Origin of the sequence: Streptomyces sp. HUAS 15-9, from assembly GCF_025642155.1 — a bacterium.
Classification (GTDB): Bacteria; Actinomycetota; Actinomycetes; order Streptomycetales; family Streptomycetaceae; genus Streptomyces.
In genome coordinates this window covers 4,741,180-4,763,805 of record NZ_CP106798.1, presented here as the reverse complement: position 1 = coordinate 4,763,805, position 22,626 = coordinate 4,741,180, and the positions used below count along the sequence as shown (strand labels likewise).

The window sequence follows — 22,626 nt, the reverse complement described above, 5'->3', positions numbered from 1 at the left end:
AGCGTAACCCTGAGCGACGGTATAAGTGCTGTGCGTCCGCAATGCGGCTCGTACGGATGACGTCGTCAACCGCGGGTGATGAATTCAGCCCACTCTCAGAGACATTGTCAGCCCGCTCTCAGAGTCATTGTCATCGCCTCCACCGCCAGCAGGGGCGCCACATTGCGGTCGAGGGCCTCGCGGCAGGCCGAGATCGCCTCGATGCGGCGCAGGGTCGACTCCGGGGAGCTGCCACGGGCCAGCCGCTCCAGGGCGTCCTCGGCGTCCGCGTTGGCGATGGCGACGCGGGAGCCGAGCTGGAGGGCGAGGACATCGCGGTAGAACGCCGTGAGGTCGGTCAGGGCGAGGTCCAGGCTGTCGCGCTGCGTGCGGGTTCTGCGGCGCTTCTGCATGTCCTCCAGGTCCTTCATCACGCCCGCCGTGCCGCGCGGCAGTCGCCCGCCCTGGGCCGCGCCCAGCGCCGCCTTCAGCTCCTCGGTCTCCTTGCCGTCCATCTCCTCGGCGAGCTGCTTGGCGTCCTCCGCGGCCGCGTCGACCAACTCCTGGGCGGCCCTGAGGCAGGAGCCGACCTCGTCGAGGCGCAGCGGCAGCTTCAGCACGGCGGCGCGGCGCTCGCGGGCGGCCGGGTCGGTGGCCAGGCGGCGGGCCCGGTCGACATGGCCCTGGGTGGCGCGGGCCGCGGCGGCGGCCACGTCGGGCTCGATGCCCTCGCGCCGTACGAGCATGTCGGCGACGGCGTCGACCGAGGGCGTGCGCAGGTTGAGGTGGCGGCAGCGGGAGCGGATGGTGGGCAGCACGTCCTCCAGCGACGGGGCGCACAGGAGCCAGACCGTGCGGGGGGCGGGCTCCTCCACGGCCTTGAGGACGGCGTTGGCGGACTTCTCGTTCAGCCGTTCCGCGTCCTCGACGAGGATGACCTGCCAGCGGCCGTTCGCCGGTGACGTGAACGACTTGCGGACCGTGTCCCGCATGTCCTTGACCAGGATCTCGGAGCCGACCGCGGCGACCGTGGTGACGTCCGCGTGGGTGCCGATCAGCGCCGTGTGGCAGCCGTCGCAGAAGCCGCAGCCGGGGGCCCCGCCGAGGGCGCGGTCGGGGCTCACGCACTGCAGGGCCGCGGCGAAGGCCCGCGCCGTCTGGTTGCGGCCCGCGCCGGGCGGGCCCGTGAACAGCCAGGCGTGCGTCATCTTCGACGCCTCCGGCGGCGGGGCGTCCGCGGCAACCGCGGTGACGAGCGCGTCGGCGTCCCGAGCGGCCGCGTCGAGCAGCTCGCTCACCTTCTCCTGCCCGACGAGGTCGTCCCACACCGTCATGGGTCACGCCGCCCTTCCGTCACATTTCGCGTTCCGGTGTCCATTGTGCGGGCGACCACTGACAGCCCTGCGGGCGGCCACTGACGGACGGGGCCGTGGTGACGTTCCGGACCGCGCGGCCCCGTCGGCCCCGTCGGCCCCCTCAGCCCCGGCGTCCCCGCCCGCGGCCCCGGCCGCCCTGGTCCTCGTCGTGCCCGTCGTTCTCGTACGACCCCAGCAACTCGTCCGCCAGCGTCGGCAGATCGTCCAGCGGCGTCTCCTCGGCCCAGTCGGACCGCGGCCGCCGTCGCGCAGCTCCGTCCTCGTCGACCTGCGGGAGCTCCCGCGTACGGTCGTCGGGGGCGGCGGGACCGGCGGTCGGCCGCTCGTCCCGGAAGAACCCCTGCGGCATCCGCTCCGCCGGATCCCCGCCCCGCACGGGAGGCAGCACGGCCGTCTCGTCCGCTGCACCGGGAGCAACCGGAGGCAGCACGGCCGTCTCGTCCGCGGCGCCCGGAGCCACGGGAGGCAGCACGGCCGTCTCGTCCGCGGCACCGGAAGGTACCGGCGGCTGCGGAAGCTTCGCCGTCACCTCGGACTCGGACTCCCCGGACGGCTTGCGGGACCGGGACGGCCGACCGTCGCGCTGCTCGCCCTTGGCACCGCCCTCGGACTCTGCCTGGTCTGCCCGAACCACGGGCGTCGGCACGGTCGCCGCCTCCTGCGCAACGGCGGGAGCCGCGGGCCGGGGTGTCGCGGTGACCGTCGGCTGGGGTGCCGCGGGCTGCTGTGCGGCCACGTCGGCGGCGGCCGACGCCGCTGCCGCCTGGCGCCGGGCCTCCTCGGCGCGCAGCAGCGCCGCCTCGGCCTTGCGCTGCTTCTCCAGGCGCCGGGCCTCGGCCTCGGCGTGCAGCCTGGCCTCCTCCTCGGCCTGCTTGCGCCGCCGCTCCTCCTCGGCCCTGCGCCGGGCCTCCTCGGCGGCACGGGCCTCTTCCTCGGCCAGCAGCCGGGCCCGCTCCTCCTCGGCCCGCCTGCGTGCTTCCTCCGCCCGCTGCCGGGCCTCCTCCGCCTGCCGCTCGGCCTCGCGCCGCTGCGCCTCCTCCAGCTCGCGCCGCTTGCGCTCCTCCTCCTCGGCGCGCAGCTTGGCGAGCTGTTCCTGGCGCTCACGCTCCAGGCGCTCCTCCTCGGCCTTGCGCATGGCCTCCTCCTCGGCCTTGCGGCGGGCCTCCGCCTCGGCGGCCTTGCGGGCCTCCTCGGCGGCCTTCACCTCGGCCTCGGACAGCGGAAGCACGGTGTCGAGCCGGTGCCGGATCACGGTCGTGACGGCCTCGGGCTCCTGGCCCGCGTCCACGACCAGATAGCGCCCGGGGTCGGCGGCGGCCAGCGTCAGGAATCCGGCCCGCACGCGCGCGTGGAACTCGGCAGGCTCCGACTCCAGCCGATCCGGAGCCTCGGTGAACCGCTCGCGGGCGGCCTCCGGGGCGACGTCCAGCAGGACGGTCAGATGGGGGACGAGGCCGTTGGTCGCCCAGCGGTTGATCCGGGCGATCTCGGTCGGGGACAGGTCCCGGCCCGCCCCCTGGTAGGCCACCGACGAGTCGATGTACCGGTCGGAGATGACGACGGCCCCCCGCTCCAGCGCGGGCCGTACGACCGTGTCGACGTGCTCGGCGCGGTCCGCCGCGTACAGCAGGGCCTCCGCCCGGTGCGAGAGCCCCGCCGACGACACGTCCAGCAGGATCGAGCGCAGCCGCTTGCCCACGGGAGTCGCACCGGGCTCGCGGGTGAGCACGACCTCGTGGCCCTTGGCCCGGATCCACTCCGCGAGGGCCTCGGCCTGGGTGGACTTCCCTGCGCCGTCGCCGCCCTCCAGGGCGATGAAGAAGCCGTTCGTGGCCGGTGTCTGTGCCGGGTCGTCGCCGCCGAGCAGCGCGTCCCGCAGGTCGTGCCGCAGCGGCACGCCGGAGCGGTCGTCGACCTTGGCCAGCACCAGCGCGGCCACCGGCAGCAGCAGCGCGCCGACCAGCATGAGGGTGAAGGCGGCGCCGCCGTGCGCGAAGACGAACTTGCCGTTCTCCAGCCGGTGCGGGCCGATGAGGGCCGCCATCAGGGGCGCGATCAGCGCGCCGAGCGCCACGAAGACCCGTACGACCGCGTGCAGGTGTTCGGTGGTGCGCGGCCGACGGTAGTCCTCGGTCTCCTGGTCGAGCAGCGTGTGCCCGGTGTTGGCGGCGATGCCGGCGCCGACCCCGGCGAGCGCGACGATCAGCAGCACGCTGGTGACGTCCGGGACGAGCCCGGCGGCAAGCAGCGCGACGCCGGTGAAGGCGATCGCGAGCGACAGCAGCCGGCGGCGGGAGAGCGAGGGCAGCACGGCGGGGGCCGTACGGATGCCGACGACGACTCCGCCGGTCAGGGCGAGCACCAGCAGCCCGTACAGCACCGGGCCACCGCCCAGGTCCTTGGCCTGCAGCACGGACACGGCGACGGCGGCGGAGATCGCCCCGGCGACGGCGGCGCAGGCGAGGACGAGCAGCGGAACGGCCCCCGTGCGACCGGTGTCCACGCCCGTGCCCGTCCTGGGGCGGCGCAGTCCCTCCAGCGGGGACCGCGGGCGCGGGGTGCGCGCGTCAGGCAGTTCCAGGTACGTCAGCACGGACAGGGACGCGGCGAACAGACCGGCCGCGACGTACGAGCCGAGGGCCGCCTGATGCTGGGCGAACCAGGCGCTCACGGTGCCGAGGAGGTTGTTGAGCAGCGCCGCGGCGACGAGCGCGGCGGCCGACAGGGGGACCGCCACGAAGCCCGTGCGCAGCGACAGGCGGCGCAGGGCGTCCATGTGGTCCGGCAGCGGCCGTACCGTCGCGCCCTCGGGGGGCGGGGCGGGCAGCAGGGCGGGGGCGGCGCTCTCGCGGCACACCGACCACAAGCGCTCTGCGACACCGGTCACGAAAGCGGTGACCAGCAGGACCGCCAGCGCGTTGGCCGGCGTCCAGTCGATCCACAGGGGCGCGATGATCAGCAGTACGGCGCGCAGACCGTCGGCGCCGACCATGGTCCAGCGGCGGTCGAGCGGGCCGTCCTGCGAGGTCAGAGAGGTGAGCGGCCCGAGGAGTACGGCGCCGAAGAGCAGGGTGGCCAAAATGCGCGCCCCGAAGACGGTCGCCACTGCGAACGCCACGCCCCGGTAGCCGCCGCCGAACGACCCCTCGGCGATCGCCGCCTGGAGGGCGAGCAGGACCAGCACGAGGAGCGCGAGGGCGTCGCCCACGCCGCTCACGAGCTGTGCGCTCCACAACCGCTTGAGTTGCGGCTGGCGCAGCAGGGCGCGGACCGCCCGCTCGCGGGAGTCCGCCACCAGGGTGTCGTCGGGTGCTGTGGTGAGGGCCGTTGGCTGCTCGGCTCGCGTCATGCTTTCAGCCTATCGGCAGGGACCGACAGCCCGCCGCGCCCCGTCCGAACGTGCGCACGCCCCGACACCAAAGTGATGCCGGGGCGTTCGTTTTGCGAACAGAATGTGAATCAGGACGGGAATCGGGAGGCGAAGACCGGCGGTCTCAGTCCTCCACAGACCTGTCTGTCTCAGTCCTCCACAGACCGCCGGTCTCAGTCGTCCGCCGACGTCTTGAAAGCGGTGGCCTTCGAGGCCGTCGTCGCCTTCTTGGCGGCGGTCTTCTTGGCCGTCGTCGTCTTCTTCGCCGCGGTCGTCTTCTTGGCGGCCGTCTTGGTGGCGGTCGCCTTCTTGGCCGGAGCCTTCTTGGCGGTGGCCTTCTTCGCGGGCGCCTTCTTCGCCGTCTTCTTGGCGGGGCCCTTGGCGCGCTTCTCGGCGAGGAGCTCGAAGCCGCGCTCCGGGGTGATCGCCTCGACGCTGTCGCCCGAGCGCAGGGTCGCGTTGGTCTCGCCGTCGGTGACGTACGGCCCGAAGCGACCGTCCTTGACGACGACCGGCTTCCCGCTGACGGGGTCCTCGCCCAGCTCCTTCAGCGGCGGCTTGGCGGCCGCGCGGCCACGCTGCTTCGGCTGGGCGTAGATCGCCTGGGCCTCCTCCAGCGTGATCGTGAAGATCTGGTCCTCGGCCTGCAGGGACCGCGAGTCCGTGCCCTTCTTCAGGTACGGGCCGTAGCGGCCGTTCTGCGCGGTGATCTCCACGCCGTCCGCGTCGGTCCCGACGACGCGCGGCAGCGACATCAGCCGGAGCGCGTCCTGGAGGGTCACCGTGTCCAGCGACATCGACTTGAACAGCGAGGCCGTACGCGGCTTGACGGCGTTCTTGCCGGTCTTCGGGGTGCCCTCGGGGAGCACCTCGGTGACGTACGGGCCGTAGCGGCCGTCCTTGGCGATGATCTGGTGGCCGCTCTGCGGGTCCGTGCCCAGCTCGAAGTCGCCGCTCGGCTTGGCGAGCAGTTCCTCCGCGAGCTCGACGGACAGCTCGTCCGGGGCGAGGTCGTCGGGGATGTCCGCGCGCTGGTGCTGCTCGGTGTCCTTCTCGCCGCGCTCGATGTAGGGGCCGTAGCGGCCGACCCGCAGCACGATGTCGTTGCCCACGGGGAACGACGACACCTCGCGCGCGTCGATCGCGCCCAGGTCGGTCACCAGTTCCTTGAGGCCGCCGAGGTGGTCCCCGTCGCCGTTGCCCGCCTCTGCCGCGTTGCCGTTGTTCGTGCCCTCGCCGAAGTAGAACCGCTTCAGCCACGGCACGGCCTTGGCCTCGCCGCGCGCGATGCGGTCGAGGTCGTCCTCCATCTTGGCGGTGAAGTCGTAGTCGACGAGCCGCCCGAAGTGCTTCTCCAGGAGGTTGACCACGGCGAAGGACAGGAAGGACGGCACCAGGGCCGTGCCCTTCTTGAACACATAGCCGCGGTCGAGGATCGTGCCGATGATCGACGCGTACGTCGACGGGCGGCCGATCTCGCGCTCTTCGAGCTCCTTGACCAGGCTGGCCTCGGTGTAGCGGGCCGGGGGCTTGGTGGCGTGCCCGTCGACCGTGATCTCCTCGGCCGTCAGCGCGTCGCCCTCGCCCACCTGGGGCAGCCTGCGCTCGCGGTCGTCGAGTTCGGCGTTCGGGTCGTCGGCGCCCTCGACGTAGGCCTTCAGGAAGCCGTGGAAGGTGATCGTCTTGCCGGACGCGCTGAACTCGACGTCCCGGCCGTCGGCGGCGGTGCCGGCGATCTTGACGGTGACGCTGTTGCCGGTCGCGTCCTTCATCTGGGAGGCGACGGTCCGCTTCCAGATCAGCTCGTAGAGCTTGAACTGGTCGCCGGTCAGGCCGGTCTCCGCCGGGGTGCGGAAACGATCACCCGAAGGACGGATCGCCTCGTGCGCCTCCTGGGCGTTCTTGACCTTCCCGGCGTACGTACGCGGCTGCGGCGGCAGGTAGTCGGCGCCGTACAGCTGCGTGACCTGGGCGCGGGCGGCCGCGATCGCGGTGTCGCTCAGCGTCGTGGAGTCCGTACGCATGTACGTGATGTAGCCGTTCTCGTACAGCTTCTGCGCGACCTGCATCGTGGCCTTCGCGCCGAAGCCGAGCTTGCGGCTGGCCTCCTGCTGCAGCGTCGTCGTACGGAACGGGGCGTACGGCGAGCGGCGGTACGGCTTGGACTCGACGGACCGCACCGAGAACCGGGTGTTCTCCAGGGCGGCGGCGAGGGCGCGGGCGTTCGCCTCGTCGAGGTGGAGGGTGTTCGCGGTCTTGAGCTGCCCGAGCGAGTCGAAGTCACGGCCCTGGGCGACGCGCCTGCCGTCGACGGACTGAAGCCGGGCGACCAGGGTCGACGGGTCGCTCGGGTCGCCGGCACGGCCGGTCCCGAAGGTGCCCGTCAGGTCCCAGTACTCGGCGGAACGGAAGGCGATGCGCTCGCGTTCCCGCTCCACCACGAGCCGGGTCGCTACCGACTGGACACGGCCGGCCGACAGGCGCGGCATGACCTTCTTCCACAGGACCGGCGAGACCTCGTAGCCGTAGAGGCGGTCGAGGATGCGGCGGGTCTCCTGTGCGTCGACCATGCGCTGGTTCAGGTCGCGCGGGTTGGCGACGGCCTCGCGGATCGCCTCCTTGGTGATCTCGTGGAAGACCATCCGCTTGACCGGGACCTTGGGCTTGAGGACCTCCAGGAGGTGCCAGGCGATGGCCTCGCCCTCGCGGTCCTCATCGGTGGCGAGGAAGAGTTCGTCGGAGTCCTTCAGCAGATCCTTGAGCTTCTTGACCTGGGCCCTCTTGTCGGCGTTGACGACATAGATCGGCTCGAAGTCGTGCTCGACGTCCACGCCGAGGCGGCGGACCTCGCCGGTGTACTTCTCCGGCACCTCCGCGGCGCCGTTGGGAAGGTCGCGGATGTGCCCGACGCTCGCTTCGACTACGTAGCCGGGGCCCAGGTAGCCCTTGATCGTCTTCGCCTTGGCAGGCGACTCGACGATGACGAGTCGGCGGCCGCCCTGTGCGGTCTCGCTGGTCGGGGACAACTTCGCTCTTCTCTCCGGTCGACGCTGGGGCCTCCCCGGGCCTGTGTCCCGGGGTCGTGTCGTGGTGACGCTGCGGAGTGTGACGGTACATCCCGCCCCCGTGTCAAACGGGAAAAGCCCACAACGGCCACTCGAACGGTAACCCGACTACCGGTATTCCTGCCGCCCGGAGTGCCGGGCCGCCACCACGACCCTGTCCGGAGCGTGACGCTCCCCTTACGCGTACGGCAGCACGCGACCCGCGGTCACAGGCGGGTGAGGCAGTACGCGCCGAGGCCCAGGGCGACCGCTCCGGCGAGGCCGGCGAGGGTGGCCGACGCGACCTGATTCACGCCATGGGCAACCGGTTCGCGGTGTCGGACCCGGGCGCCGGTCCACACCAGCAATGCGCCTCCGAACAGGGCGAACACCACTCCCGCGAAGATCGCCGGTCCGCTCTCCATGGCTGCCCCGCCCCTTTTCCGCCGTCCATGAGTGCCCAGGGTCCGGAGACTGCCACGCACGGGCGGCGTGCGGGCGAAGTCGAGGTGAACGGCGAGCCGACAGCTTTTCGCACGCATATGCGAAAAATCTCGGTGCGAGACAGGACACAGATATTTTTCCGGCCGTTTTCTTCTCGTCGGCGCGTCCCGGGTCGCGCCGGGCCCCGTGCGGGCCGCGTCCGGGCCCGGTGCGACGCCGGTCACCCGACCGGTGTGCCGTACGGCACGGGTGGTGCGCGCGTGTCGCGCGCGGCCGACGGGCGCGAGGGGCATCCGTACGCCAGGTGACCCGCACCCGGGTCGGCCCGACACCGTAGCCACCGCCCGGGGCCGGTCGCGGACCGCGCGCTAGCCGGCCGGTTCGAGGAAGCCCTGTTCCACCAGCAGCCGGATCTGCGCGGGCGTGCTGTCGCGCAGCACCACCGGGTCCTCGCCCAGCAGCTGCGCGATGGCGTCGAGGATGCGGCCCGCGCTCAGCGTGCCGTCGCACACGCCCGCGAAGCCGGCCCCGACCGTGTCCACCCGGGTGGCGCGGCGCATACCGCGGTTCTGGCGCAGCACCACATGCTCCGGGTCCTCGGCACCGGGCAGCCCGACCTGCTCCTGGACGACCTCGGCGACGAGCCTGAAGTGACCCTCCAGCAGGGCGGCGTCGTCGTGCCCACGGAGATAGTCGAGACGGGCGAAGTGCGCCCGCACCGTTTCACCGAGGGGCTGTTCGATCGGGTGCGGCCATTCCTCCACGACGATCGAGGGCTCTGCGGCCGACGTCTTGCGCAGCGTGATCCAGCCGAAGCCGACCGCCTTGACCTTGCGCGCCTCGAACTCGTCGAGCCAGGCGTCGTACCGCGCCTGGTACTCCGCCGGGTCGGCGCGGTGGTCACCGGCGTCCCTCAGCCACAACTCGGCGTACTGCGTGACGTCCTGCACCTCGCGCTGCACGACCCAGGCGTCGCAACCGCGAGGCACCCACGACCTGATCCTGTCCTGCCAGTCCTCCCCTTCCACGTGCTGCCAGTTGGCGAGGAACTGCGCGAACCCGCCTTCGTTCAGTCGCTCGCCCGCTCCTTGAACGAGCGAGCGGCACAATTCGTCCCCGCCCATCCCGCCGTCGCGGTAGGTCAGACGGGCGCCGGGCGAGATCACGAACGGCGGGTTCGACACGATCAGGTCGTACGTCTCGTCGTCCTTGAGCGGCTCGAAGAGCGAGCCCTCGCGCAGATCGGCCGCCGGGGCCCCGGACAGGGCGAGCGTCAGCGCGGTGATGTGCAGCGCGCGCGGGTTGAGGTCGGTCGCCGTCACGCGGGTGGCGTGCTGGGCGGCGTGCAGCGCCTGGATGCCGGAGCCGGTGCCGAGGTCGAGCGCGGCGGCGACGGGCGTGCGGACGGTGATGCCGGCCAGGGTCGTGGAGGCCCCGCCGACGCCGAGGACCACGGCCGAGTCCGTCTGGCGGCTCTGGCCGCCGACGCCGCCCGCGCCGCCGACCGCGCAACCGAGGTCCGACACGATGAACCAGTCCTCGCCGTCCGGGCCGCCGTAGGGCCGGATGTCCACGGTGGCGGCGACCTCGTCGTCGCCGACGCGCGTCAGCCACCGGCTCTCGAGGCACTCCTCGACGGGCAGCAGGTCCGCCACGCGCGCGTGCGGCACGGGCTGCTGGAGCAGGAACAGCCGTACGAGTGTCTCCAGCGGCGTGTCCCCGCGGGTGGCCCGGAGTGCGGGCACGGTCTCGCTGCGGGCCAGGGCCGCGTACGCGGGGGCGCCGAGCAGTTCGAGCAGCCCGTCGGCGGTGAAGGCGGCGCCGAGCAGGGCGGCACGGAGCCCGGCGGCGACATCGGGACGGTCAAAGGACGGCAGGGGGGACAGGGTGGCGTTACTCACGTCCCCCATTGTGTCCGCTCGGACCGACATCGCACGTACCCGAACCGGCCCGCGTCAGCCGCCCGCCCCGGTGCTCAGCCCGCCGACGCCGGGGCCGAGGAGGAGGCCGACTTGCAGCTCTCCTGCTTGGCCATCGCCTGGCCGACGTCGCCCTCCTCGAGGTTCTTCAGCGCGACGTTCCCGGTCGTGCTCAGCTTGTCGAGCTGGGTGGCGATGTCCTTGAGGCCGTCGGCGAACTTCGCCTGGTCCTTGGTCTCGAGCTCGTCGACCTGCTTCTTCAGGGCGGCGTAGGACGCGCCGAGCTGGTTGAGCTCCTTGACCGCGTCCTGCTGCTTCTTCCTGCCGCCGTCCACATTCGGCGCCCCGGCCGAGTTCACGGCGGCGCCGATCGCCTTGTAGGCGTCGGACATGTCCTGGAAAGCCTTCGCATCGGTCTTCTGGACGTCCGCGGGCGCGCTGTTGTCGGAGGTCTCCTTCTGGATCGCGGCGTTGGCGGCCGCGATCTTCTTGGCCTGCGGCTGGACCGCGTCGCAGACCTGCTTGGCCCAGGCATCCAGCTTGTCGTTGTTTTCGCTTCCGCCGCCGCTGCTGGTGCATCCCGTCAGCGCCGCCACGAGTACCGCACCGCCGGACAGTGCGGCCGCGAGCTTTTTGTTCACCGGATCGGTCCCTTCCCTGGCTCTCGGCCCCCGGACCCTACACGCCGGATGGGTGACAGTCGCATGCCGAACAGCCGATAAGGACCAGTTTGCTCCTCTTTGCACCAAGCGAGAGAAGGCTCACCCTGAGGGCGTGCGCACACACGAACGGGCGGGCGGCACATCAATGCGCGCCACCCGCCCGTCCGTTGAACGGAACGTCGTAAGACGGCCTACGAAACCACCGCGGGATCGGCCGACTTGCTCACCCGTTCGGCACTGTCCTCGTCGCCCACGGCGATGCCGCGCCGCTTGGAGACGTACACGGCACCGACGATCACGAGCAGCGCGAGGACCGCGATCGCGATCCGTACGCCGAGGTTCTTGTCATTGCCGTACGAGAACTTGATGACCGCGGGCGCGATGAGCAGCGACACCAGGTTCATCACCTTCAGCAGCGGGTTGATCGCGGGACCGGCGGTGTCCTTGAAGGGGTCGCCGACCGTGTCACCGATCACCGTGGCCGCATGGGCCTCGCTGCCCTTGCCGCCGTGATGGCCGTCCTCGACCAGCTTCTTGGCGTTGTCCCAGGCACCACCGGAGTTGGCCAGGAACACCGCCATCAGCGTGCCGGCGCCGATCGCGCCCGCGAGATAGGAGCCGAGAGCGCCGACACCGAGCGTGAACCCGATGAAGATCGGCGCCATCACCGCGAGGAGGCCTGGCGTGGCCAGCTCCCTGAGGGCGTCCTTGGTGCAGATGTCGACGACCTTGCCGTACTCGGGCTTCTCCGTGAAGTCCATGATCCCGGGCTTCTCGCGGAACTGCCGCCGCACCTCGTACACGACGGAACCCGCCGACCGCGACACGGCGCTGATGGCGAGTCCGGAGAAGAGGAAGACGACCGCCGCACCCGCGATCAGGCCGACCAGGTTGTTCGGCTGCGAGATGTCCAGCGACAGGCTCATCGGCGCGCCCGGGCCGGTCAGTTTCGCGCCCACGTCCTGCACGCTGGTCGTGATCGCGTCACGGTACGACCCGAAGAGCGCCGATGCCGCGAGGACGGCGGTGGCGATGGCGATGCCCTTGGTGATGGCCTTGGTCGTGTTGCCGACCGCGTCCAGGTTGGTGAGCACCTGCGCGCCCGCGCCCTCGACGTCCCCGGACATCTCGGCGATGCCCTGGGCGTTGTCGGAGACCGGACCGAAGGTGTCCATGGCGACGATCACGCCCACCGTGGTGAGCAGACCGGTGCCGGCCAGCGCGACCGCGAACAGGGCCAGCATGATGGACGTGCCGCCGAGAAGGAACGCCCCGTAGACGCTGAGGCCGATCAACAGGGCGGTGTAGACGGCCGATTCGAGACCGATCGAGATACCGGCGAGGACGACGGTGGCCGGACCGGTGAGCGAGGTCTTGCCGATGTCCATCACCGGACGGCGGTTGGTCTCGGTGAAGTAGCCGGTCAGTTGCTGGATCACGGCGGCGAGCAGGATGCCGATGGCCACCGCGACCACGGCGAGGATCCGTGGGTTGCCGTCCTTGCCGCTGATCGCCGTGTCGGTGACGCCGTCGAGGTCCGAGTACTTCGCGGGCAGATAGATGAAGACCGCCACCGCCACGAGCACGAGCGAGATCACCGCGGAGATGAAGAAGCCCCGGTTGATCGCGGTCATGCCGCTGCGGTCGCTGCGGCGCGGCGCGACCGCGAAGATGCCGATCATCGCGGTGATCACGCCGATCGCGGGCACCAGCAGCGGGAAGGCGAGCCCGGAGTCGCCGAAGGCGACCTTGCCGAGGATGAGCGCCGCGACCAGGGTCACGGCGTACGACTCGAACAGGTCCGCCGCCATACCGGCACAGTCGCCGACGTTGTCGCCCACGTTGTCGGCGATGGTCGCGGCATTGCGCGGATCGTCCTCCGGAATGCCCTGCTCGACCTTGCCGACCAGGTCGGCGCCGACGTCGGCGGCCTTGGTGAAGATGCCGCCGCCCACACGCATGAACATGGCGATCAGGGCGGCCCCGAGGCCGAAGCCCTCGAGCACCTTCGGCGCGTCGGCCGCGTACACCAGCACCACACAGGAGGCGCCCAGCAGGCCGAGCCCCACCGTGAACATGCCGACGACGCCGCCCGTGCGGAAAGCGATCTTCATGGCTTTGTGCGAGACGGCGGTGAGATCCTTTTCCGGCTCGCCTTCCGCCGGGGTGGCCTCCCGGGCCGCCGCGGCGACGCGCACATTGCTGCGCACGGCGAGCCACATGCCGATATAGCCGGTGACCGCCGAGAATGCCGCGCCGATCAGGAAGAACACCGACCGTCCGGCGCGCTGATTCCAGTCGTCCGCGGGCAGCAGCATGAGCAGGAAGAACACCACGACGGCGAATACGCCGAGCGTGCGCAGCTGCCGGGCCAGATAGGCGTTGGCGCCTTCCTGGACCGCACCCGCGATCTCCTTCATGCTGTCGGTGCCCTCGCCCGCCGCGAGCACCTGGCGCACCAGGACTCCCGCGACGATCAGGGCCGCGACCGCGACGACCGCGATGATCGCCACGAGGACACGGTTGTCGTCGGTCAGGACTGCGGCTGCGAAGGTTGTGGGTTGACCCAACTGATGAGGGGTAGAAAGCCCCGCCATTCGTCCTCCTTGACGCTTGGGCTGAGCTCAAGATGTGGACGGATTGTAGGTACCCGAACCTGATCAAAACAGAGCGCGGTAAACGGAATTAGCCTTCACCTGCTCTTCAGCAAATGATCGACATCACGCCAGAGAACCCGAAAGCGGTAACGCCCCAAAGGCATTGACGCCCGCATTGGCGCTTGATCAAATAATCGGGTGATTGATCGTGAATTTCTTCACGAATTCCTATGGTCGCAGGTGGACGCAGGAAGATGGTCGCAAGTGGCCGCCAGAATGCAGCACGAAGGGCCCTGCTGAGCAGGGCCCTTGTGAGTGAGCGGGGTTGCGCCGAACGGGTGGCGCGGGGGTGGTTCAGGCGAGCGCGACCGCCGGCGGTGTGGTCGGCCAGGTCATGCGGATCAGCCCGCCGTGCTCCCCGGCACTGACCTCCACGTCGTCGACGAGACCGCTGATGACCGCGAGGCCCATCTCGTCCTCCTCGGCCTCCGCGTCCGCCTCCTCGGCGGCACCGCCGGGCGCCCGGTCGCCCGGGGCCGAATGCGGCGCCTCGTCGCCGACCTCGATGGAGAACTGTTTCTCCTCCTCGATCAGCGCCACCTTCACCGGCGCCGCGATACCGGCGCTCTGGTGCAGCCCGACAGCGCGGGAACAGGCCTCGCCGACGGCGAGCCGCACTTCGTCCAGTACGGCCTCGTCCACTCCGGCCCTGCGCGCCACCGCTGCCGCCACCAGTCGGGCGGTCCTGACGTGCTCGGGCAGCGCGCTGAAGCGGAGTTCAACGGTGGCCATGCATCCCCCTCGCGACTTCGGGCGTGCGGTCGGGGGCCGGGCCGCCGAAAGCCCGGACCCCCTGATGAGACTTCTTCCGCCCCGGGCAGTACGCCGGGGCCGGGCGCGCCGACGACGCGGGCCGATCGGCGGCCCGGCATCGGTCGGCGGCAGCCCGGATCAGTCGGTGGCCGCCACCGCTTCCTCGACCGAGGTGTGGATCGGGAACACCTTGGTGAGACCGGTGATGCGGAAGATCTTCAGAATGCGCTCCTGGTTGCAGACCAGGCGCAGGGAGCCCTCATGGGCACGCACGCGCTTCAGCCCGCCGACCAGCACGCCGAGACCGGTGGAGTCGAGGAAGTCCACGCCCTCCATGTCGACGACGAGATGGAAATTCCCGTCGTTCACCAGCTCGACCAGCTGCTCGCGCAGCTTGGGCGCGGTATATACGTCGATTTCGCCACCGACCTCGACGACCGTACGATCGCCGACGGTACGGGTCGACAGGGACAGGTCCACGGATCCTCCAGCACCTTGCTATCGAGCGGTCGCCCCTCGGGACACCTCGGCTTGCGGCCCCCGGGACGTACGCCAGCCGCGATGGCATTCAATCACTTACCGGCAGGCGTGCACGACGCCTTGGCCCCATTGTCCGTCACGCCGGTGACACACTCGGTGCCAATGGCCAAGAATCACCGATCCGATCGATCCCCGACGGACACCGCGACCCGCCCCGCTCCGGGCACGGTCCTGGACCGGCTCGCCTCGGGCCCGAGCCGGGCCTCGCGCATCACTCATACGGAGCACTTGCCCCCCCGCGCGGGTCGCCATGCCGTCTGGCCGGACCGGATTCGCCCGGAAGTGATCGCGGCGGTGCGGTCGGCCGGCATCGAGCACCCCTGGACGCACCAGGCACTGGCCGCCGAGCACGCCCTGGACGGCGACTCGGTGGTGGTCGCCACGGGCACGGCGTCGGGCAAGTCCCTGGCGTATCTCGTGCCTGTCCTGTCGACGCTCCTGGACGGCTCCGAGGCACCGAACGGCCGCGGTGCCACCGCCCTGTACCTGGCTCCCACCAAGGCCCTCGCGGCCGACCAGTGCCGTTCGGTGAAGGAACTCTCACACCCGCTGGGCACCGCTGTCCGGGCCGCCGTGTACGACGGCGACACGCCGGTGGAAGAACGCGAATGGGTCCGCCAGTACGCCAATTACGTCCTCACCAACCCCGACATGCTCCACCGCGGCATACTGCCCTCGCACCCGCCCTGGTCCTCCTTCCTGAAGGCGCTCAAGTACGTCGTGATCGACGAGTGCCACACCTACCGGGGCGTCTTCGGCTCGCACGTGGCACAAGTTCTGCGCCGACTACGCCGTCTGTGTCAGCGCTACGGCGCGTCGCCCGTCTTCCTGCTGGCCTCCGCGACCGCCGCGGAGCCCTCCGTGGCCGCCCGCCGCCTCACCGGCCTCCCGGTGACCGAGGTCGCCGACGACGCCTCTCCACGCGGGGAACTGGTGTTCGCCTTGTGGGAGCCCCCACTCACCGAGCTGCACGGCGAGAAGGGCGCACCGGTCCGCCGCACCGCCACCGCCGAGACGGCCGACCTGCTGACCGACCTCACCGTGCAGGGCGTGCGCTCGGTCGCCTTCGTGCGCTCTCGGCGTGGCGCCGAGCTGATCTCCGTCATCGCCCAGGAACGGCTGGCCGAGGTCGACCGCTCCCTTGCCCGGCGTGTCGCGGCATACCGCGGCGGCTACCTCCCCGAGGAGCGCCGCGCCCTGGAACGCGCCCTGCACTCCGGCGAGCTCCTCAGCCTGGCCGCGACCACGGCCCTGGAGCTCGGCGTGGACGTCTCCGGGCTCGACGCCGTACTGATCGCCGGGTACCCCGGCACACGCGCGTCCCTGTGGCAGCAGGCGGGCCGGGCGGGCCGCTCCGGGCAGGGCGCCCTGGCGGTGCTGGTCGCCCGGGACGACCCGCTGGACACCTTCCTCGTCCACCATCCCGAGGCCCTGTTCGACCAACCGGTGGAATCCACGGTCCTCGATCCCGACAACCCGTACGTCCTGGCCCCGCACCTGTGCGCGGCCGCCGCGGAGCTTCCGCTGACCGAGGACGACCTGCAGCTGTTCGGCCCCGCCTGCGCGGAACTGCTGCCGCAGCTGGAGGCCGCGAAGCTGCTGCGCCGCCGCACGAAGGCCTGGCACTGGACGCGCCGCGAGCGGGCCGCCGACCTGACCGACATCCGCGGCGGGGGCGGCCGGCCGGTGCAGGTCGTCGAGGAGGGCACAGGACGCCTCCTCGGCACGGTGGACGCGGGTGCCGCGCACTCCACGGTCCACGAGGGCGCGGTGCACCTGCACCAGGGCCGTACGTACCTGGTGCGCTCCCTCGACCTGGAGGACTCGGTCGCCCTGGTCGAACAGGCGGACCCGGCCTATTCGACGGTCGCCCGCGACACGACGTCGATCTCCGTCCTGGAGACGGACGTCGAGGTCCCCTGGGGCGCGGGACGCCTGTGCTACGGCTCGGTGGAGGTCACCAACCAGGTCGTCTCCTTCCTGCGCCGACGTGTCATCACGGGTGAGGTGCTGGGCGAGACCAAGCTCGACCTCCCGCCACGCACCCTGCGCACCCGCGCCGTGTGGTGGACGGTCTCCGAGGACCAGCTGGACGAGGCCCGGATCAACCCGGAGATCCTCGGCGGCTCCCTGCACGCCGCCGAGCACGCCTCCATCGGCATGCTGCCCCTCTTCGCCACCTGCGACCGTTGGGACATCGGCGGCGTGTCGGTGCCGCTCCATCCCGACACCCTCCTTCCGACGGTCTTCGTGTACGACGGCCACCCGGGCGGCGCGGGCTTCGCGGAGCGCGCCTTCCACACCGCACGCGACTGGCTCACCGCCACCCGCCAGGCCATCGCCTCCTGCGAGTGCGACGTCGGCTGCCCGTCCTGCATCCAGTCCCCCAAGTGCGGCAACGGCAACGATCCGTTGCACAAGCGGGGGGCCGTACGCCTGCTCACGGTGCTGTTGCGCGGGGCGCCGGAGGAGAAGGCCGAGCAGGAGCCGGCGCAAGGGCCGGAGCGGAAGCGGGAGGAGGGGGCGGAGCAGGAGGAGGGGGCTGGGCAGGGGCCGGTCCCGCAGGTCCCGCCCGCGATCTGACCTCCGCCGTGAACGGCCCCTGTCCAAAGGACGCCGTCACGTCCGACGTGTCGCCCACGACGGCGCAGCGCACCAGCCGGGTGCCCTGCGCCCCCGCCACCCGCTCGGCGCGAGCGCAGGCCGCCGTGGTGCCCTCGGCCCAGTGGTCCGCCGCCGCGAGCGCCGCGAGATCCGCACCGCCCGCCGCACGGTGCCGGGCCACCACGGCATGCCCCAGGGCGAGCACCACGCCGAACACGACGCACAGGACGGCGACCGCACCGACGCTCCAGACGGTGGCAGACCCTCGGTCCGAGAAGCGGCACGAGGCCCTTCTCCCCGGGCGGCGACTCATCGCCGGGCCTCCGCCCCGCCGCCCGTCGGCCCCGCGGTCACCGAGTCCTCCGCCGAGGCCACGGCCTCCTCCCGTACTTCGAAGGGCAGGCCGGGCAGCAGCGGCGGATCGGCCACGACCGTCACCCGGACATGGTCTCCCTCCCGGGCCACCGTGACCTTCGCGCCGTGCGGTGCCGCCTCACGGGTGACCGCCACGACCGCGTCGGCCGGATCCTGGCGGGCGGCCGCCCGGGCGCCCGTGCGTGCCGCGTCCACGCACTGGATCTGCGCCGCCACCACGAGCATCCCGCAGACCAGCGCCATCGTGAACGCCGCCAGCACGGGCAGCACCACGGCCGCCTCCGCGGTCACGAACCCCGCGTCCCCGCGCTCCCCTCGCTCACATCCGGGCACTGAGGGCTCGCTTCACGATCGCCTGCAGCTCCGCCCTGACCTGCCCGCTCGTCACGACCTCGTAGAGCAGCAGGGCGAACCCGACCGCCGCGACGATCCCCATCGCGTACTCGGACGTGACCATGCCCGCGTCCCGGCACCGCCGCGCCTGCCACCACGCCCGCATCTTCCTGACCTTCTCGCTCATCTGAACTCCTTTGCACTGCAGCTCGGTTGACCATGTGGTTTCGTCTATCGGCCCGCTCATCGACCACCCCCTCCCACCACTCCGCCCGCCAGCCCGATCACCACGGGCAGCACACCGACCGCGATGAAGGCGGGCAGGAAGCACAGCCCGACCGGCGCGGTGACCATGACGGCCGCCCGGCGGGCCCGTGCCGTCGCCGTGCGTGCCCAGTCAGCGCGGGCGTCCGCGGCGAGCCGTGCGACGGGACCGGCCGCTGGCAGCCCCGATTCATCGGCGCGCTCCAGGAGCCGGGCCAGGGCACCGGCACCCGGCAGCGACGCCAGCCATCGCCAGGCGTCCGCCGGTTCACCGCCGAGCCGTATCTCCGCGGCGCCCCTCGCCAGCCCTTGTCCGACGGGCCCCGCGAGTGCGTCTCCGACGGCCTGGGCGGCGATCACCGGACCGGCACCAGCCGCGATGCAGGCCGCCAGAAGGTCCGCGGCGAGCGGGAGTGGGCGCGCGGCCCGAGCGGCATCGAACTCCTCCGCCCGGCCCGCCTCCTCCTGCCGGTGCCGCCAACGCCACAGCCCCACGGCGGCTCCCAGCCCCACCGCCGTCCCGGCCGGCCCGCCGACCAGCACCCACCCGGCGCCCACCACCCCGGCCACGGGCAGCCACCGCCGTACGACGTCCCGCGCCTCGAAGGGCGTCCCGGTGTCCGGCGCCTTCGAAGCCACCAGCCCGGCCAGCCGTCGCCGCACCCGGCGCCCGCGCCGTGCCGCCGCGAACCGCCGTACCGGCCAGCCGAGGAGCAGCACCGCGACCACGACCGTCCCCAGGCTGTGGACAAGCTGCGCGCTCATACCGCCTCCGCTCCCCGCACGATCCGCGCCGCCCACCACAGGCCGACGGCCTCGAGCACCCCGCCGACCACCAGGCAGCCCAGGCCCGCCCCGGTGTGCAGCAGCACGCGCAGTGGGTCGGCGCCCATGGCCGTACCGAGGAGCAGGCCCAGTACGGGCAGTGCCGCGAGCATCACCGTCGTAGCCCGGGCGCCCGCCAACTGGGCTCGCAGGTCGGCGCGCTGGTCCCGCTCGGCGCGCAGGGCCCCGTCGAGCCGATCGAGGCCGGCCGCGAGCCCGGCGCCCTGGTCCACCGCCACCCGCCAGCACGCCGCGAGCCCCAACAGCCCCTCGGCGCCCGGCTGCCGGGCCGCCACGGCGAGGGCACCCGGTACGTCCCCGCCGAACCGTGCTGCCGCGAGCACCGCCGCCTGTGCGTCCGCGAGCCCGCCGGAGTCCCGCTCGGCCCGCAACAGTGCTTCCCCCGGCTGCCGCCCGGCACGCACCTCCCCGGCGAGCGCCCCGCACAGCGCGATCACCTCGTCCCCGCGCCGCTCCCGGGCCCGCCTCGCCTCCCTGGCCAGCCGCAGCCGCCGCAGCACGGGCACCCCGGCCGCCCCCGCGGCGACCGGAATCACCGAGGTGCCCAGCAGCGCCAGCACCAGCCCCGCGGCCAGTGACCACCACTCGCCCCGTAACCGACCGCGCAGCCGCCGCAGTTCACTCATGGCCTGCTCCCACGGGGGCGGTCCGGTCCCCACCGACCCGCCACCGGCGAGCAGCAGCCGTGCCCGCCGGGCTTCCCGGTGCCGTCCGCCCATCAGCCAGACGGCCGCACCGGCGCACGCCACGGCGGCACTCATCGACATCTCACCCATCTCACCCATCGCATCCACCACTTCCGTCGCTTCCCCAGCCGCCGACCCGTCCGCCGCTTCCCTAGCCGCCGACCCGTCCATCGACCTGGTCGTCGGCCCGGCCGCCGTCGCCGTCGTCACCCAGCAGCCCCCGCAGGCGCTCCCAGCCCCGCTCCCGCTCGAACGCCCGGGTGCCCCAGCGCAGCGCCGGTACCGTCCGCACCAGGCCCGTGGGATCCCGCTCCAGCACATGCACCTCGGCGATCCGCCGCCGGCCGGTCCGGTCCCGCACCAGGTGCAGCACCACCGACAACGCGGCCGCCAACTGGCTGTGCAGGGCTGCCCGGTCGAGCCCGGCGGCCGTACCGAGGGCCTCCAGGCGGGCCGGCACATCCGCTGCGGCGTTGGCGTGCACCGTGCCGCAGCCTTCGTGGCCGGTGTTGAGCGCGGCCAGGAGATGGACGACCTCGGCTCCGCGCACCTCCCCCACGACCAGCCGGTCGGGGCGCATCCGCAGTGCCTGCCGCACCAGGTCCTCAAGGGTGACCAGGCCCGCGCCCTCCTGGTTGGCGGGTCTGGCCTCCAGCCGCACGACGTGCGGGTGATCCGGCCGCAGCTCCGCCGAGTCCTCGGCGAGCACGATGCGTTCGCCGGGTCCGACGAGTCCGAGCAGCGCGCTGAGCAGGGTCGTCTTGCCGCTGCCTGTGCCGCCGCTGATCAAAAAGGACAGCCGTGCCCGCAGCAGCGCGCCGAGGACGCGGTCCCCGCCGGGCGGCACCGTGCCCGCCGTCACCAGTTCGTCGAGCGTGAACGCCCGCGGCCGTACGACCCGCAGGGACAGGCAGGTGCAGCCGACGGCCACCGGGGGCAGCACCGCGTGCAGTCGGGTTCCGTCGGGCAGCCTGGCGTCCGCCCAGGGGCGCGCGTCGTCCAGCCGGCGTCCGGCCACCGCGGCCAGGCGCTGTGCGAGGCGTCGTACCGCCGCCGCGTCGGGGAAGGTGACCGGGGTCAGCGCGAGGCCGCCGCCGCGGTCCACCCACACCCGGTCCGGGGCCGACACCAGGACGTCGGTGACGGAGGGGTCGGCGAGCAGCGGCTCCAGTGGCCCGCTGCCGACCAGTTCGGACCGCAATCGGGCGGCAGCACCGAGGACTTCGGCGTCGCCGAGCACCCGACCCTGTTCGCGCAGTGCCTGGGCCACGCGCGCGGGTGTCGGTTCGGCGCCGCTCTCGGCCAGCCACCGCCGTACGCCGTCGAGCAGTTCCGGGCCGTCCACCGGATCGAGGCCGGGTCCGGGAAGCGTCCTCATGCGACACCACCCGCCTCCACCAGCGTCCGTTCCCAAAAGCCCTTGCAGAACCGCGCCAGCGGCCCGCGGCCGGAGGCTCCGGGTGGTTTCCCGGTCTCGTACGGCCGCAGCAGTCCCGATTCGACGGGCACCTCTCCGGCCAGCGGCAGCCCGAGCAGTCTGGCCACCTCGCGGTCGTCCAGACCCGGTGCGTACGGCCCGCGTACCGCCACCCGCAGGTCGCGCAGGACCATGCCGACGGCGGACGCCACCCGTCCGGCCGCCGCGACGGCGCGCAGTTCGGCGGGGACGACGAGGAGCGCGAGGTCGAGCTGGGCGAGCGCCTCGGCGACCCCGTCGTCCAGGCGCCTCGGCAGATCGACGACCACCGTGCCGCCACGCCGCCGGGCGGCCGCGAGGACCGCCCGCACCGCCGGGGGCGGGATGGCGACGCAGTCGCCTCGGTCCCAGCTGAGCACCCTCAGCGCGTGGAGCCGGGGCAGTGACTCCTCCAGGGCGCCGCCGCCGACCCGGCCGCGCGAGGCGGCGAAGGCGGGCCAGCGCAGTCCCTCGGCCGTCTCTCCGCCGAGGAGTACATCGAGTCCGCCGCCCAGCGGATCCGCGTCCACGAGCAGGGTGCGCAGTCCCTCGCGCGCCGAGGTGACGGCGAGCGCGCAGGCGAGCGTGGAGGCACCGGCCCCGCCGCGGCCCCCGATGACGCCCACGGTGAGGGCCGGGCGGCCGACGCCCTCGGCGACGTCGGCGATGCGGTCGACCAGCCACTGCTCGCCGTCGGGGAGCATCAGGACGTGGTCCGCGCCGATCTCGACGGCACGTTTCCAGACCCCCGGGTCGTCCTGGTCGCGGCCCACCAGGACCACTCCTCGTCGGCGCGCGGCCCCGCGCACGCGCCGCGCCGCGTCGTCGCCGACCAGGACGAGCGGCGCCGCCTCCCAGGTGCCTCTGGGTTCCGGTACCCCGTGATGGACTTCCGGTGTCGCGCCGGCCGCCGCGCACAGGCGCAGCAGATCGTCGAGAAGCCCGGCGTCCTCGGTGACGATCAGCGGCCGCCCCGGGCGCCCCCCGGTGTCGGGCGGCGGATCGTGGGTGACGGTTCCGGCCACGTGTGCTCCCCCTTCGCTGCATGTCCCGCGCAGCCCTCTGCGGCCACGCGATTCCCGGACGTGTGAAGAACCGGCATCCGGCCTCCATATGAACGGCCGATACGAACCGGCCATACGCGCCCCGACAAACGGAACCGGCCATGAACTCGCCGCGAGCGTTGCGCGTTGGAATCACAGTGCAGCGATCCCGGAAATCGTGTGGATCTTGGTCGAAAACTGTGGACAACTCAGCGGCTGTGAATATCGCAGTCACCCATACCGGTGACCCCTGCACGGTTCCCTGTGCGACTTCC

16 protein-coding genes and 1 pseudogene are annotated in these 22,626 nt (G+C 72.3%); 1 reads left to right on the top strand and 16 read right to left on the bottom strand.

What is annotated here, in order from left to right; translation table 11 throughout:
- Positions 1–107 precede the first annotated feature (107 nt).
- The 9 genes from N8I87_RS22005 to bldG all read right to left on the bottom strand — a co-directional run bounded on the left by N8I87_RS22005 (position 108) and on the right by bldG (position 14,684).
- Positions 108–1,313 carry a DNA polymerase III subunit delta' gene (locus N8I87_RS22005; protein ID WP_263210989.1) on the bottom strand — a complete coding sequence of 402 codons (1,206 nt, stop codon included), beginning with the start codon at positions 1,311–1,313 and terminating at the stop codon, positions 108–110.
- Positions 1,314–1,455: 142 nt separating this feature from the next.
- Positions 1,456–4,704: a dTMP kinase gene (gene tmk, locus N8I87_RS22000; protein ID WP_263210988.1), complete on the bottom strand. Its 3,249-nt coding sequence runs from the start codon at positions 4,702–4,704 to the stop codon at positions 1,456–1,458.
- A gap of 194 nt (positions 4,705–4,898) precedes the next feature.
- On the bottom strand, positions 4,899–7,751 hold the full coding sequence (gene topA, locus N8I87_RS21995; protein WP_263210986.1) for a type I DNA topoisomerase: 2,853 nt from the start codon (positions 7,749–7,751) through the stop codon (positions 4,899–4,901).
- A gap of 245 nt (positions 7,752–7,996) precedes the next feature.
- Complete coding sequence (locus N8I87_RS21990) at positions 7,997–8,194, bottom strand: hypothetical protein (protein ID WP_263210985.1); 198 nt, start codon at positions 8,192–8,194, stop codon at positions 7,997–7,999.
- A gap of 387 nt (positions 8,195–8,581) precedes the next feature.
- The gene (locus N8I87_RS21985; protein ID WP_263210983.1) at positions 8,582–10,123 is read right to left on the bottom strand and encodes a N5-glutamine methyltransferase family protein; all 1,542 of its coding nucleotides are present in this window, start codon (positions 10,121–10,123) and stop codon (positions 8,582–8,584) included.
- A gap of 65 nt (positions 10,124–10,188) precedes the next feature.
- On the bottom strand, positions 10,189–10,773 hold the full coding sequence (locus N8I87_RS21980) for a small secreted protein (protein ID WP_263210981.1): 585 nt from the start codon (positions 10,771–10,773) through the stop codon (positions 10,189–10,191).
- A 212-nt stretch (positions 10,774–10,985) separates the two neighbouring features.
- On the bottom strand, positions 10,986–13,391 hold the full coding sequence (locus N8I87_RS21975) for a sodium-translocating pyrophosphatase (RefSeq protein ID WP_263210980.1): 2,406 nt from the start codon (positions 13,389–13,391) through the stop codon (positions 10,986–10,988).
- Between the two features lie 354 nt (positions 13,392–13,745).
- Entirely contained in the window at positions 13,746–14,183 is a 438-nt protein-coding gene (locus N8I87_RS21970) for an ATP-binding protein (RefSeq protein ID WP_263210978.1), read from the bottom strand.
- 159 nt (positions 14,184–14,342) lie between these two features.
- Complete coding sequence (gene bldG, locus N8I87_RS21965; RefSeq protein ID WP_010986038.1) at positions 14,343–14,684, bottom strand: anti-sigma factor antagonist BldG; 342 nt, start codon at positions 14,682–14,684, stop codon at positions 14,343–14,345.
- An 81-nt stretch (positions 14,685–14,765) separates the two neighbouring features.
- Between bldG and N8I87_RS21960 the strand changes: the two genes are divergently transcribed.
- Positions 14,766–17,327 (top strand): DEAD/DEAH box helicase, encoded by a 2,562-nt coding sequence (locus N8I87_RS21960; protein WP_263210970.1) that lies wholly within the window; start codon positions 14,766–14,768, stop codon positions 17,325–17,327.
- A gap of 40 nt (positions 17,328–17,367) precedes the next feature.
- Here the strand turns inward: N8I87_RS21960 and N8I87_RS21955 are convergent.
- From N8I87_RS21955 to ssd, 7 genes and pseudogenes are all read right to left on the bottom strand, one after another.
- Positions 17,368–17,661 (bottom strand): annotated as a pseudogene (locus N8I87_RS21955) (Rv3654c family TadE-like protein); the annotation flags it as partial.
- Positions 17,658–18,014, bottom strand: a complete 357-nt coding sequence (locus N8I87_RS21950) for a TadE family type IV pilus minor pilin (RefSeq protein WP_263210969.1) — start codon at positions 18,012–18,014, stop codon at positions 17,658–17,660. The gene N8I87_RS21950 and the pseudogene N8I87_RS21955, both read right to left, overlap by 4 nt.
- A gap of 28 nt (positions 18,015–18,042) precedes the next feature.
- Positions 18,043–18,243: a DUF4244 domain-containing protein gene (locus N8I87_RS21945; protein ID WP_263210968.1), complete on the bottom strand. Its 201-nt coding sequence runs from the start codon at positions 18,241–18,243 to the stop codon at positions 18,043–18,045.
- A 56-nt stretch (positions 18,244–18,299) separates the two neighbouring features.
- The gene (locus N8I87_RS21940; RefSeq protein ID WP_263210967.1) at positions 18,300–19,085 is read right to left on the bottom strand and encodes a type II secretion system F family protein; all 786 of its coding nucleotides are present in this window, start codon (positions 19,083–19,085) and stop codon (positions 18,300–18,302) included.
- Positions 19,082–19,951: a type II secretion system F family protein gene (locus N8I87_RS21935; protein ID WP_263210966.1), complete on the bottom strand. Its 870-nt coding sequence runs from the start codon at positions 19,949–19,951 to the stop codon at positions 19,082–19,084. The genes N8I87_RS21940 and N8I87_RS21935 overlap by 4 nt, the downstream gene beginning before the upstream one ends.
- Positions 19,952–20,003: 52 nt before the next feature.
- Positions 20,004–21,230 (bottom strand): TadA family conjugal transfer-associated ATPase, encoded by a 1,227-nt coding sequence (locus N8I87_RS21930; RefSeq protein ID WP_263210965.1) that lies wholly within the window; start codon positions 21,228–21,230, stop codon positions 20,004–20,006.
- Positions 21,227–22,333 carry a septum site-determining protein Ssd gene (ssd, locus tag N8I87_RS21925; protein WP_263210964.1) on the bottom strand — a complete coding sequence of 369 codons (1,107 nt, stop codon included), beginning with the start codon at positions 22,331–22,333 and terminating at the stop codon, positions 21,227–21,229. Before ssd ends, N8I87_RS21930 begins: the two co-directional genes overlap by 4 nt.
- Positions 22,334–22,626: the final 293 nt, after the last annotated feature.